This window comes from Bacillus sp. FSL R12-0074 (genome assembly GCF_038005725.1).
Lineage (GTDB): Bacteria > Bacillota > Bacilli > Bacillales > Bacillaceae_G > Bacillus_A > Bacillus_A mycoides.
Window position 1 is genome coordinate 206,483 of the sequence record NZ_JBBOTR010000001.1, and the last position, 12,650, is coordinate 219,132.

Annotated in this window: 11 protein-coding genes; 7 read left to right on the forward strand and 4 right to left on the reverse strand. The window is 34.6% G+C overall.

The genetic code is table 11. The features are described from left to right. Window positions 1–27: 27 nt before the first annotated feature. On the reverse strand, window positions 28–1,677 hold the full coding sequence (locus NSS97_RS01185) for a polysaccharide deacetylase family protein (protein WP_341111260.1): 1,650 nt from the start codon (window positions 1,675–1,677) through the stop codon (window positions 28–30). Window positions 1,678–1,924: 247 nt separating this feature from the next. Between NSS97_RS01185 and NSS97_RS01190 the strand changes: the two genes are divergently transcribed. Beyond that, entirely contained in the window at window positions 1,925–2,458 is a 534-nt protein-coding gene (locus tag NSS97_RS01190) for a transglycosylase SLT domain-containing protein (protein WP_000713256.1), read from the forward strand. 11 nt (window positions 2,459–2,469) lie between these two features. Here the strand turns inward: NSS97_RS01190 and NSS97_RS01195 are convergent, their stop codons facing one another. Further along, window positions 2,470–3,264: a DUF4931 domain-containing protein gene (locus NSS97_RS01195; RefSeq protein WP_445285978.1), complete on the reverse strand. Its 795-nt coding sequence runs from the start codon at window positions 3,262–3,264 to the stop codon at window positions 2,470–2,472. Window positions 3,265–3,399: 135 nt separating this feature from the next. Continuing rightward, window positions 3,400–3,528, reverse strand: coding sequence for a hypothetical protein (locus NSS97_RS01200; protein WP_002029408.1), 129 nt, complete (start codon window positions 3,526–3,528; stop codon window positions 3,400–3,402). Window positions 3,529–3,948: 420 nt separating this feature from the next. Between NSS97_RS01200 and NSS97_RS01205 the strand changes: the two genes are divergently transcribed. Together NSS97_RS01205 and abc-f are read left to right on the forward strand one after the other, a co-directional pair. Beyond that, window positions 3,949–4,083 carry an RAxF-45 family protein gene (locus NSS97_RS01205; protein WP_000650295.1) on the forward strand — a complete coding sequence of 45 codons (135 nt, stop codon included), beginning with the start codon at window positions 3,949–3,951 and terminating at the stop codon, window positions 4,081–4,083. A gap of 124 nt (window positions 4,084–4,207) precedes the next feature. After that, window positions 4,208–6,094 carry a ribosomal protection-like ABC-F family protein gene (gene abc-f / locus NSS97_RS01210; RefSeq protein ID WP_341111264.1) on the forward strand — a complete coding sequence of 629 codons (1,887 nt, stop codon included), beginning with the start codon at window positions 4,208–4,210 and terminating at the stop codon, window positions 6,092–6,094. A 442-nt stretch (window positions 6,095–6,536) separates the two neighbouring features. On the opposite strand, the gene NSS97_RS01215 is transcribed toward abc-f, so the two are convergent. Continuing rightward, complete coding sequence (locus NSS97_RS01215) at window positions 6,537–6,734, reverse strand: hypothetical protein (protein ID WP_002115459.1); 198 nt, start codon at window positions 6,732–6,734, stop codon at window positions 6,537–6,539. Between the two features lie 234 nt (window positions 6,735–6,968). Here NSS97_RS01215 and NSS97_RS01220 point away from each other — a divergent pair, with 234 nt between their 5' ends. The 4 genes from NSS97_RS01220 (at window position 6,969) to opp4C (ending at window position 12,640) form a co-directional block, all read left to right on the forward strand. Continuing rightward, window positions 6,969–8,672, forward strand: coding sequence for an ABC transporter substrate-binding protein (locus tag NSS97_RS01220; protein ID WP_341111266.1), 1,704 nt, complete (start codon window positions 6,969–6,971; stop codon window positions 8,670–8,672). Window positions 8,673–8,915: 243 nt separating this feature from the next. Further along, window positions 8,916–10,643 carry an ABC transporter substrate-binding protein gene (locus NSS97_RS01225; RefSeq protein WP_000730686.1) on the forward strand — a complete coding sequence of 576 codons (1,728 nt, stop codon included), beginning with the start codon at window positions 8,916–8,918 and terminating at the stop codon, window positions 10,641–10,643. A 103-nt stretch (window positions 10,644–10,746) separates the two neighbouring features. Further along, window positions 10,747–11,703, forward strand: coding sequence for an ABC transporter permease (locus NSS97_RS01230; RefSeq protein ID WP_002091399.1), 957 nt, complete (start codon window positions 10,747–10,749; stop codon window positions 11,701–11,703). Between the two features lie 13 nt (window positions 11,704–11,716). Next, window positions 11,717–12,640, forward strand: coding sequence for an oligopeptide ABC transporter permease (gene opp4C, locus NSS97_RS01235; RefSeq protein WP_000451066.1), 924 nt, complete (start codon window positions 11,717–11,719; stop codon window positions 12,638–12,640). Window positions 12,641–12,650: the final 10 nt, after the last annotated feature.

Genomic DNA, 12,650 nt, shown 5'->3' on the forward strand with positions numbered 1-12,650 from the left:
ACACCAAGCATCTCGCTTGGTGTTTTTTTATGACTCTAATTTTTTCGCACGTCTTAATAATAAAAGAAAGACAATTATAATGAACCCAATTATAAGGAAGAACCCATATTGTTTTATATAATCAATTATGTCATTCGCACTTGTTGGTTTTTCAATGTGAATGCCTTCTTTATTAGTAGTAATATGAATATCTTTCATTTTTACTTCATTCGTTTCCTTTTGTAAATCAATCCACTCTATGTTTGGAATACTTTCTAGTTCTTTTAATACTTCTTTTAATGGTTCAACGCCCAAGTAAGGATGATAAAATGCACCGATAATTCCATCAGATAGTTTAGTGATAGATAAAGCGCGTTCTTTCATTTTTGCTATAGCTTGTGGCTTACCTTCTTCAATAAAGCCAACAGTTTCAGGAATTAATTTCATCCCATGTAAAAATGACGGTGTACTTATATAAGCCGGTGAGTGCATTGATTTCCAAGTTGTATCGTTTAGTTGTATTTGTCCTACATAAGTTGAAAAATATTGTGATAGTATTTCATATCCTTTTTGAGACATTGTATAGTGCGGAGCTTCAAAGGCAACTGGATATAATTTAGCTTCTACAAGCTCTGTAATCCCTTTTTCAATATGATCTTTAATATATTTTTCTTCGAAGGCTTTCCCGTTTTTTACGTATTTATTATAGTCTTCTGTAGACTGAAAATCTTTTTTTGTTTTTGATTTTTCATGGTTTGGTTGGCGAATTGGTTGATCTGTTTTTACATCCCAAAATTCAAAACCTTCGCCAGTTTCACTATCATAAAACTGATGTGTGTAACCATGCATAACGATAGAGCCACCATTATCTTGCATAAAGTGTAAAACATCGATTAATTCAGAGTTATCCTTTAAATGTACTGTTTTTCCTGTGTCTGGATCTTTGTAAACAGGGATAACGGTAATCATATAAGGGAGCTTTTTCTCTTTTAGTAATTCAGCGATTTCTTTTAATTGCTTTACATCTACAGCTGGATGAACGTCTTCAAGACGTAAATAAGCTGAAGTTTTATTTGTTTCAGGTTTTTGTCCGAAATAAGAAAATAACATTTCACCGACGTAATGAGACATCCAATCGAAAAGGTTTGGAGTTGCAACATAATAGGATGTTCCTTGCTGAATGATTAACGGATGAGTTCCATCAGCACTCAAGGCGTAAGCAAGAGTTGTTCCTTTTGTTTCAATTTTCTTCATTAAGCGTTCTTCATGTAATTCATTTTTTAACTGGTTAGTCGGATATTCTATAGTGTGAATTCGTATATCGGTTTCTTTCGAGGTAATGAAAGAAAAACGATTAGATAATTGTTCAACATTTTGTCCTAAAACTAATATGGGACCTGAGAAGTTTTCTAGAAATTGTTTTGCTGCAATAGAAAAATCTTCTTTTTTCTCTCCGATATAAACGATATGTGTATAAGAAGATGAGTTAGTAATTTCATTTATCTCTTTTAAACTTTTCACTGTTATATCTTTTGTAAAGTGCCCTAACTGAGTATTAAGGATTTGTACATTGTTTGTAACTGTATTATTTTCTGTACTATATAAAATAAGTACCTTTGGTTTTGATGATGTTTGTGCGGATGTGTGTACAGGTATGAGTAGTAAAATACTGAACAAGAGTATTAGGCATTTTTTCATTTTGTGTGCTCCTATTCTATATGTAGAATTCAATTTACAATTATATACAAGAAATAAGTTATAGTCCATGTAAGTTACATTTTTGCACGTATTTACCATATGTTTTTTCGCAAAATCGGTCTAAAGCATGATGATAATATGTATAGTAATTTGCTATGATTGAAAGGTAAGAGAATGATAGAGTGTTGGTAATTGTAAAAGAAAGGCTGAAAGGGGACAAATTTCAGCGGAGAAAGAGGTAGAGGTAGTGAAGAAATTCTTTGTAGGATTTTTAGTTGTTCTTGGAGTGTATTTATATTTCCAAGGAAAGTCTGAAGGAATGGGTAAGCTAATGAATGAGACAAGCTATGTTGATTCAGAAGAAGCAAAACAGATGAAACAAATCATTATAGAGGAAGCAAAGAAAGTAAACCTTCCGGAATGGATACCTCTTACAATTGCCGAACATGAAAGTAGGTTAAATCCAAGAAGTGTTGGAGATAACGGAACTTCATTCGGATTGTTTCAATTACACCGCGGTGGTGGGCTTGCGCCAGATCATTTAACTGATGAAGAGCTGAAAGATCCACGTACAAATGCGCAAATTGCAATGCCGCATTTAATGAAAGGTTATAAGCGCGGGGTGCAAAAAGGTTTGACTGATTTTGCATTACTGAAATATATAGCGAATACATCTGGATGGCCAGGGAATTTAGGACCAGAGTGGACGGATAACAATATGAAGTATAACATCGGATTAGAGGATGTATACTATCGAAATAAAGGTGTAATCAAAGAGTAGGTTTTCTATACCTACTCTGTTTTTTTATGAATAATTTCATCCTTTTCTTTCGTGAAATACTGCGCTAGTTGTATTTTCACATCTTCTAGTTTTGTAGAAACTTGAGGTATTTTATATCCTACATACAACGGTGAAACGACAAACCTAGGAACAACTTTACAAATGATTTTCCTGTTTAAGTGATAGAAGAATAAGTTATAACTACTACATCCTTTATGGAAATCTGTCAGTATGTAACGTACAGTTTGCTGAATATAATTGGCCATTTCATCTATACATGCAATATCTTCAATGATGATATTAAATTCAGTAAAGCCGATAATAGGACGCTCTGAAATGTTGAGTTCAATGCGTTCATTTTTTTGAACAATTACCCCTTGGAAATTTGCTTCCTCAATATTTTCAAGATAGTCTACATGTTTCATTCCGATAATTTGCATATGTGCATGGTGCAAACTTCCGCCTGAAAATGGACCATGATTTTTGTATAAAATCGCAGAAGTGAATTCTTCATTTTCCTGTAAGTTTAACCAATGGAGAATAGAGAAGCGAATTAGTTTTCTCATATGTTCTTCTGTATATGTTGCGATATGGTCTTCGCAATTATCTGTTTCGATTAGCACGGTTTGAAAGGTATCCTTTAATGTAGGGAATTTATTTTTCAACCAAATAATAGAGCCCTCAGTTGCTAAAATATCCGTTAAATTTTCTCTGTCACAAAAAGGACATGCAGTGTTTCTGTTCCGAATACTTTCTGGTTTTTGTTTACCGATATCGTTTAAAAAATATAGTTGTTGTGTATCCATTTGTATATATGCCCCTTTAAAATATATGTAAAAATCCCGCTTAATACATTCGGGAAAAGGAGAAGGAAATCCTTTAAAGGGAATAGGGAAAAATAAAAGACAAGATATCCTCATTGCAATAGGGTACCTTGTCTTTTATTTTTTCTTTAATAGTGTGTATGGATAATATAGAGCATTTTCATTTTGTTTCTTTTTTCTATTTTTTATTGTGTATAAGGCAATTGCTGTACTTGCGATTACAATAATGGCTTTCTTCATATTCATATACCCCTTTTTATTGTTGGTTTAATTCTTGGCTAACTGCTTTCGCATCAACTAAAGCATGTAAGATCATTTTTACCATGTTCATCATAGTTCTTTCCTCCCTTTTATAGTTCGTTTAGTTCTTTTACAACTGCTTGTCCGTTCACTAATACCTCAAAGATTGCTTTTACGATTTCTTTCATCATGATTGTTTCCTCCTTGTTTTTGTCTCTCTTGTTTATATCTTTATTGTATAGGGAGGCATCTTTTCGTACTATCGCTTTCCATTACGTGAACATAACAGTTTTGTAAGATTTGATGTCACTTATTGAAATGTTTAGTCTATCTTCATTATTTTCAGAAAAATGACTATTCAAACATAAATCGGGGAAGTATAATAAAGAAGTAAGTATTAAATTCCGTACGAAAGGAGTGAATGAGATGAAATGTTCTTTAGCTACGCGCGCAAAATTTTTAGATTATATCTATATTTGTCGTGCGATTTTTCATGATGCAGTTGTTAACGGGATACGTATGCCCTTTTTTAACAATTGCATAGTAGCTATTGAACGATAGAAGTCTCTTCACCCATTTTTGATAAACGTGTGAAAAGGGAGCTATTTGGCTTCCTTTTTCTATGACAAAAACCATGGGGAATGTTTCTTTCCCATGGTTTTTTATATTGAAAGGAGTACGGAAAATGACAATTTGTAGTGTAAATAATGTAAAGAAATCTTTTGGTGGAAACATCATATTTGAAAATATATCGCTTGAAATAAAGAATGGAGAACGTATTGGATTAGTTGGTCGTAACGGTAGTGGGAAGACAACTATCTTTCAGCTTTTAATAGGAATTGAGGGTTTGGATGCGGGAGCTATTCATGTGAAGAAAGGTACGCGCATTGGTCATGTAGCGCAAATTTCAAAATTTAACAATGAAATGAATGTATATGATGTATTAAGCTCCGCTTTTAAAAAGGAAAAAGAGTTGGAGATAGAAATGCATGCTTTAGAAAAAAATATGGCGGAAGAACAGGAATCATCTGCTTTACAAAAATTGATGGAGAGATATGGAGTAATTCAAGAAAGGTACGCGTTTCTCGGTGGTTATGAAATAGAAGCGAATATTATGAAGGTAGCAAATGGTCTACAGGTGACGGAACTATTTCCAAGATCATTTATGGAGTTAAGTGGTGGAGAACAAACAAAAGTAAGCCTTGCGTATATGCTATTGCAGAAACCAGATCTACTTTTGTTAGATGAACCAACAAATCATTTGGACTTATTTGCAGTCGAGTGGTTAGAGCAATTTCTAAAAGAATATACAGGAACAGTTATGGTCATTTCGCATGATCGCTATTTCCTTGATGAAGTTGTAACGAAAATTTTTGATTTAGAAGATGGAGAAATTCACGTATATCATACGAACTATTCACAGTTTGTTGAGGAAAAGGAAGAAAGGCTGCTTCAAGAATTTCAAGCGTATCAAGAACAGCAAAAGAAAATAAAGAAAATGAAAGAAGCAATTAAGCGTCTACGTGAATGGGCAAATCAAGCGAATCCGCCGAATGAAGGATTGCATAAGAGAGCCAGAAATATGGAACGTGCATTAGAGCGCATAGAGAAACTAAAGAGACCCATTTTGGATAGAAAACAGATGGGACTTCAGTTTGAAGGGCAAGAGAGAAGCGGGAAAGATGTTGTTGTAATGAAAGAAGTGAGTAAAGGATTTGATGAACGATCTTTATTCGAGAAAGTAAATTTGCATATTCGTTTTCAGGAGCGCGCAGCTATCGTTGGACGTAATGGTACAGGAAAGACTACGTTATTAAAACTATTACTAAAAGAAATGCAGCAAGATGCTGGAGAAATTCGGATTGGTAGTAGTGTGAAAATCGGTTATTTATCGCAACATGCGTACGGGAATATGAAGAACAATGTATTGGAAGCTTTCAGAGATTGCGTGGCTGTAACAGAGGGAGAAGCAAGACATATATTAGCTCGTTTCTTATTTTATGGTCCAGCTGTTTTTAAGAAAGTAACACAACTTAGCGGTGGAGAAAAAATGAGGTTAAGGCTCGCGCAACTTATGTATCAAGATGTTAACTTTCTTATTTTAGATGAACCGACGAATCATCTTGATATTGAATCAAGGGAAGTTTTAGAGGAAGCCCTTGAACAATATAATGGGACGATTTTAGCTGTTTCACATGATCGTTATTTCTTAAATAAATTGTTTGAAAAGACATATTGGATTGATGAGCACAAATTATTTGAGTTTGCAGGGAACTATGCATGGGCTCGTCAAAAGTGGGAAGAAAGAATTGAGAAACAAGTAGTAAAACAGAAGCAGCAACAGCAAGGGAATAAAGCGTTAGAAGTAATGCCTATAAAAAAGAAGAAGTCTAGGGATTTAGAGGCAGTTGAAAACGAGTTAATGCATATAGAAGAAGATATATATGCACTCGAATGTAAAATGGAAAATGTAGTTGATGTTGAAATGCTTGAACAATTATATGAAGAAAAAACGAAAAAAGAGTTTTTACGAGCGGAGTTATATAATGAGTTAGAGAACATTGTGGAGTAAAAAGTAGAAAGCTAATTCCTTTCAGTTTTGCTGAAGGGATTAGCTTTCTTTTTTATCCCGCTATTTGCGGGGCAGTAAGACTCCCACCTCAAAATTAGGTGGGAGCCCTGCTGCCCGTAAACGCCCGATTGGTGAGGGTTAATAATCGGTGGGGGATGAACAAAACCCCCACTGATTAAAGTTTAACTTTATAATAATATTTTACGTAAGGGATAAATAAAAAATGTGTTTCACGTGAAACAGTAATTTTGATAAATTTATGTTACGCAATTTTCATCCAGCAAAAATTCCATATCGAAATTGAAGAACTGGTAAAGAGAAAAATAAATGTTATCAAAAGCTTTTTCAATAATAGTAATTACAGAAGTGTAGGCTAATTATTTCCCGAGACATAAGTATGCGTGATAGAGACTCATGGTTGAAAGTAAAAAAGAAAGCAGAGTTACAGCTTTACGCGCTGAACTCTGCTTTCTTTTTGTGTGGTATCTTCCCTCGTTGAAATTATAATAGCGATCCCGAGCATAATAAAAAAAGCTAAAAAGAGGACGAACTTTGGGAAGAAAGGGAACAGTAATAACGCCCCGACTATTATGATTGTTAATAATACATAGTGCAGGACATATTGGAATAGGTTGTCCATATTTTCGCCCCCTTCTTGGTAGTTAATTGTTATTATTCTATGCGGGACTATTAGGTAATAGAAGGTGTTTTTTATTTTTTGAAAGAAATCAATTAGCGAGGATTGACATAACTAATGAAAAGGAATAATCTTGAAATTAATTCATACTATTTTTATAGGATAAATAAGGATGGCTACAGAAAGGATCTTTATGTTACTACTTAATTAGAAAACAGGAAAGTAAGGGTGAGAATTATGCGAAAGGCTTTGAAAGGGTTATTTGCTACATTCCTTAGTACATCGGTTTTATTAGCAGGATGCGCTCAAGAAGAGAAAAGTACAAATGAAGCAGCAAAGATGCCGAAAGTAAAAGATGAGTTTATTAAGGCGAGTGACAAAGTAAAAAGTCCAGCAAAGGCAAAAGAAAGAAAGGATACCTTTGTAGTGGGAATGCCGAGCCCTGGCGGGATATTCCTTCCGCATTTTATGGAAAATGGGTGGGACGGTAATATAACACAAGCTATCTTTTCTCCTCTCGTTGGATTGGATAAGGAGGGGAAACCAATTCCAATTCTAGCGAAGAAATGGGATATTTCGGAGGATCAGCTTACATATACGTTTCATTTGAAGGATGATTTAAAGTTTAGTGATGGTTCACCGTTAACAGCGGATGACGTAGCATTTACATTAACTGTACTACATGATCCAACTTATAGTGGTGCAACGGATATAAGCCAAACAGCAATAAAGGGTGGGCAAGCATATAAAGAAGGAAAGGCTACATCTATTGAGGGGATTCAAGTCATCGATCCGAAAACAATTACGATTACAACTGAAAAGGTAAATGCCCAAACATTATCGTTAATTGGTGGAGAAGTTATATCAAAAGCTTATTACGGTAAAGAATATAAGCAAGGGAATTTAGAGTATTTAAAAGAGTTATATGGAAAACCGATGGGAGCAGGAGCTTATAAACTAGATAAATATATTCCAGGTCAAGAAGTTCGTTTTGTAGCAAATGAAAATTATTTTGAAGGTAAACCGAAGATTGAGCACTTTATTTATAAAATTACAAAAGGTGATACGAAGCTGCAACAATTTCAAGCGGGCGAAGTAGATTATGATGGCTTCACGACAAATGCGGAGACGATTGAACAATTAAAAGAGTTAGGCTTTGCTAATGTTAATGTGTATACGGGAAGTTCATACGGTTACATTAAAATGAATTATAAGAAGTCATACTTTAAAGATAAACGTGTACGCCAAGCGTTTATTTATGGATTAGAGCGTCAAAAGGCCATTGATACATATTTCCAAGGATACGCTTCACTCGTTAATGTACCAATTACACCAGTTTCGTGGGCGTATACAGAAGAAGGAATCAATAAATACGAATATAATTTAGAAAAGGCGAAGAAATTGCTCGATGAAGCTGGGTGGAAAGCTGGATCAGATGGTATTCGTGAAAAAGATGGCCAAAAATTGAAGGTAAGTTATTTTGCTTCTTCTGCAAGTAAAATCAATGATGTGATGATCCCCGTTATGAAGGAGGATTATAAAAAGATTGGGGTAGATTTCAATCCTGAATACATGGACTTTAATACGATGATTTCCAAGGTAATTAAAGGAGATTATGATTTAGCGATGGTCTCCACACCGATGATTGATGATCCGAGCGGAACAATTGAGGAGTTTGTTTCGACAAGTAAGCGTAATTATGATGGATATCATAATCCGAAAGTAGATGAATTAGCTAAGCAGGCATTAGAAACATTGGATATTGAAAAACGAAAAGAAATCTATAAAAAACTATATCAAGAGTTAAGTGAAGATCCACCTGTTATTTTCTTAAACAATAGTAAAGTCGTGTCTGCACATAATGCACGAATTCAAGGGTTACAAGAAGATAATTATAATGGTATTTTGTTAAGTTTACCTAAATTGAATATTGCTCAATAATTTTTGGGGAATTATCGAAATATTTATATAGAAATAATTGACAAAATATACTGAAAGATATAAGCTAATAACCATAAAGTCTACCGGAAAGGTCGGAATAAGATTGTTACCCCTCAAAAACAACTATTTTTTTATAACCAAAACCGACTTTTCCGATTGGCTATAAAATGTTGCTGTGGGAGGCATACATTAGGCAAGCAGTTCATAAGGTGTAATTATTAAAAAAAAGTTAGGGTGGGGACAATGAAGAAAAAGACAAAAAAATGGGCTGGTGTATTTTCGGTATTACTGAGTAGTTCGCTTGTGTTATCTGCTTGTGGGGGACAGGAGGATACGGCTTCTACAGAACCAGTAAAACAGCAAGATTTAAAAAATATAAAAGTTGAAAATATTGCTGCGACAGATAAGACGAAAGTACCAGATAAAGCGAAGAATAGAAAAGATACGTTAGTAGTTGGCATTAGTAAACCAGGCGGCGTATTTTTACCATATTTCCAACAAAATGGTTGGGATGGAAACGTCACTTCAGTTATTTTTGCATCCCTTGTATCTACAGATAAACAAGGAAAACCAACTCCAGAATTAGCTGAGAAGTGGGATATTTCCTCTGATCAGTTAACATATACATTCCATTTACGTAAAGATTTGAAATTTAGCGATGGTTCACCATTAACAGCAGATGATGTAGCGTTCACATTGACGCTTTTACATGATAAGGCATATGAGGGTGACAAAGACATTTCTCAATATGCTGTTAAAGGTGGTAAAGAATATAAAGAAGGAAAAGCAACTTCTATTGAAGGAATTCAAGTTGTTGATCCACAGACAATTAAAATTACAACTGAAAAAGTTAATTCACAGGCACTAACAGCCTTAGGTGGAGAGGTATTATCAAAAGCTTATTATGGAAAAGATTACAAACAAAATACAAGCTTAGATTACTTAAAAGCGTTATATGAAAAACCGATAGCTGCGGGTCCATATAAATTTGAAAAGTATATCCCAGGGCAAGAAGTGCGATTTGTAGCAAATGAAAATTATTATGCGGGTAAACCAAAAATTCCAAACTTCATTTATAAAATTACTTCTGGTGATACGAAGCTTCAATTATTCCAAACAGGTGAGGTTGACTACACTGGCCTAGGTACTGGTGACGAAGTTCTTGAACAGGCTAAGGCTTTAGAATTTGCAAATATCCAAATCGAAACAGCAGCGTCATTTAGCTATATTTATATGAATAATAATAAGCCGTACTTAAAGGATAAAAAGGTTCGTCAAGCACTTATTTACGGATTAGATCGTAAAAAATATGTTGATACAGCATTGAAAGGATACGGTACGGTAGCTAATGTACCAATTCATCCAACTTCTTGGGCTTATACGGAAGAAGGAGTTAATAAATATGAATACGACAAAGAAAAAGCGAAAAAATTATTAGATGAAGCAGGATGGAAAGTTGGTTCGGATGGAATTCGTGAAAAAGATGGTCAAAAATTAAAGCTTTCTTATTTCGGCCCAAGTTCGGCTAAAGATAGCGATTTATTAATTCCGATTGCAAAAGAGAATTATAAAGAAATAGGTGTAGAATTTAACCCTGAATTTATGGACTTTAATACTATGCTTTCGAAGGTAAACAAAGGTGATTATGATTTAGCTTCTGTTTCGACACCAATTACAAGTGATCCGAGTGAAACAGCTGGTGAATATTTGTCGGGTGTCAATGAGAAGAGTCTTGGTTATAAAAATGCAAAAGTAGATGAGTTAATTCAAAAGGGTATTGAAACGGTAGATATTGAAAAACGTAAACCAATCTATAAAGAACTGTATAAAGAATTAAGTGATGATCCACCAGTAATTCTATTAAACTATCGTAGAACAATTACTGGTTATAACGGGAATATAAAAGGAATTGACCCTGAAAAATACAATAGTATTAGTGCAAACTTACCAGCTCTATCTATCGAAAAATAACGAGAAGAATGTATAAGTAGAAGACATTTTTTCATTCGGCAAGTAGTGTGCCGCTTTGAAAAAATGTTCTTCTATTTTAAGCATAAGATTGGAGAGAAAAAGGGTGAAAACATATATCATTCGTAGGCTGTTACAAATGATTCCTACACTGTTGGGGACATCGATTATTATCTTCTTCCTGTTCGCACTTCTTCCAGGAGATTATATTGATTCAAACCCGAAGATTACACCGGAAAGAGCAGCTGAACTTAGGGAATTGTATGGATTGAATAAACCAATTGTTGAGCGATATTTTCACTGGCTAGGTAATGCATTGCAGGGGGACTTTGGTTTTTCTCTTCAATATCAAGAATCTGTAACGTCATTATTAAATAAATTTATATGGAATTCGTTTATTGTTGCGATTATTGCATTGTTCTTTATTTGGCTAATTGCACTGATTATCGGTGTATTTTCAGCGACAAAGCAACATTCTTTATTCGATAAGCTTGTAACAATTGGTGTATTTGCAGCGATGTCATTTCCTTCATTCTTTATCGGTTTGTTTTTAATTAAAGTGTTTGCGGTTGACTTTAAGCTGTTACCGATAGGCGGGATGATTGATGTTGGGAGTAATTCAACTGGGCTTGCTTACGGAATAGAAGTTGCAAAGCATATGGTTTTACCCGTATTTATTTTAACTCTTCTTGGAGTTGGCTCATTAACTCGTTATTTTAGAACGAGTATGTTAGAGGTTGTACGGCAAGATTACATTCGAACGGCTAGAGCAAAAGGTTTAAAGGAGAAGACCGTTATTTATAAACATGCATTAAAAAATGCAATTTTGCCGGCTATTACATTGCTTGCATTTGAATTACCAGGGTTGTTTTCAGGGGCAATTATTATAGAACAAATTTTCAACTGGCCAGGTATCGGTAATATTCAATTAGAAGCATTAAATTTTCGTGATTATACGGTATTAATGGCATTTACGATGTTTCTTTCGTGTTTGACAATTGTTTCAAACTTTTTAGCGGATATTGTATATGCAGTTGTTGATCCACGTATTCGGTTGAAGTAAGGGGGGGAAAGAGATGGAAACTGTTACAGCAACTACGGAAAAAAAAGAAAAAAAGAAAAGAAGGAATGAATCATCGCCGTGGAGGCAAGCTTTTAAAAGGATAAAGAAAAATAAAATGGCACTTATAGGATTTTACGCATTAGTTTTTATGTTTTTATTTTGTTTTATTGGTCCATTCTTTTCACCGTATGCATCAGGAAAAATACAAGTTACGCTAATTAACAAACCACCTAGTTTTTCTCATTGGCTTGGCACAGATCAATTAGGAAGAGACATTTTAACGAGGCTTATGCAAGCAGGACGAATTTCATTAACAATTGGCTTAGCCTCAATGGTGTTATCCGTTATACTAGGTGCTTTATTAGGAGCGATTGCAGGTTTCTACCGTGGTATCGTCGATAATATTATAATGCGTCTTGCGGATATTTTAATGTCGATGCCAGGATTACCGTTACTTATTATAATGGGAGCTATTTTATCAGAATGGAAAGTACCATCTGATTATCGTCTTTATGTCATTATGATCATTTTAAGTTTAGTAGGTTGGCCAGGACTTGCACGCCTCGTACGAGGTCAAATTTTATCGCTGCGAGAACAATCGTTTATGCAAGCTGCTGATGTACTCGGGATAAACGATTACCGGAAAATTGTATATCATTTAATCCCAAATGTCCTGCCGATATTAATTGTTGTATCCACATTAGGTGTTGCAGGTTCTATTTTAGGAGAGTCTGCACTAAGTTACCTAGGACTTGGCGTTGTCCCGCCTACACCATCGTGGGGAAATATGATTAGTGCAGCAAACTCATTAATCGATTTCCAAAAGCGTCCTTGGTTATGGATCCCGCCTGGTTTTGCAATCTTTATAACAGTTGTATCAATTAATATACTTGGCGATGCACTTCGTGATGCATTAGATCCAAAGATGAAGCGGTAGGTGAGAAAGC

Excerpts from the sequence above, each read along its gene's own strand:
- NSS97_RS01205 (WP_000650295.1), top strand. The coding sequence starts at position 3,949 with ATGAAATGTTCTTTAGCTACGCGCGCAAAATTTTTAGATTATATCTAT.
- NSS97_RS01215 (WP_002115459.1), bottom strand. The coding sequence starts at position 6,734 with ATGGACAACCTATTCCAATATGTCCTGCACTATGTATTATTAACAATC.
- abc-f (WP_341111264.1), top strand. The coding sequence starts at position 4,208 with ATGACAATTTGTAGTGTAAATAATGTAAAGAAATCTTTTGGTGGAAAC.
- NSS97_RS01185 (WP_341111260.1), bottom strand. The coding sequence starts at position 1,677 with ATGAAAAAATGCCTAATACTCTTGTTCAGTATTTTACTACTCATACCT.
- NSS97_RS01200 (WP_002029408.1), bottom strand. The coding sequence starts at position 3,528 with ATGAATATGAAGAAAGCCATTATTGTAATCGCAAGTACAGCAATTGCC.
- NSS97_RS01195 (WP_445285978.1), bottom strand. The coding sequence starts at position 3,264 with ATGGATACACAACAACTATATTTTTTAAACGATATCGGTAAACAAAAA.
- NSS97_RS01220 (WP_341111266.1), top strand. The coding sequence starts at position 6,969 with ATGCGAAAGGCTTTGAAAGGGTTATTTGCTACATTCCTTAGTACATCG.
- opp4C (WP_000451066.1), top strand. The coding sequence starts at position 11,717 with ATGGAAACTGTTACAGCAACTACGGAAAAAAAAGAAAAAAAGAAAAGA.
- NSS97_RS01225 (WP_000730686.1), top strand. The coding sequence starts at position 8,916 with ATGAAGAAAAAGACAAAAAAATGGGCTGGTGTATTTTCGGTATTACTG.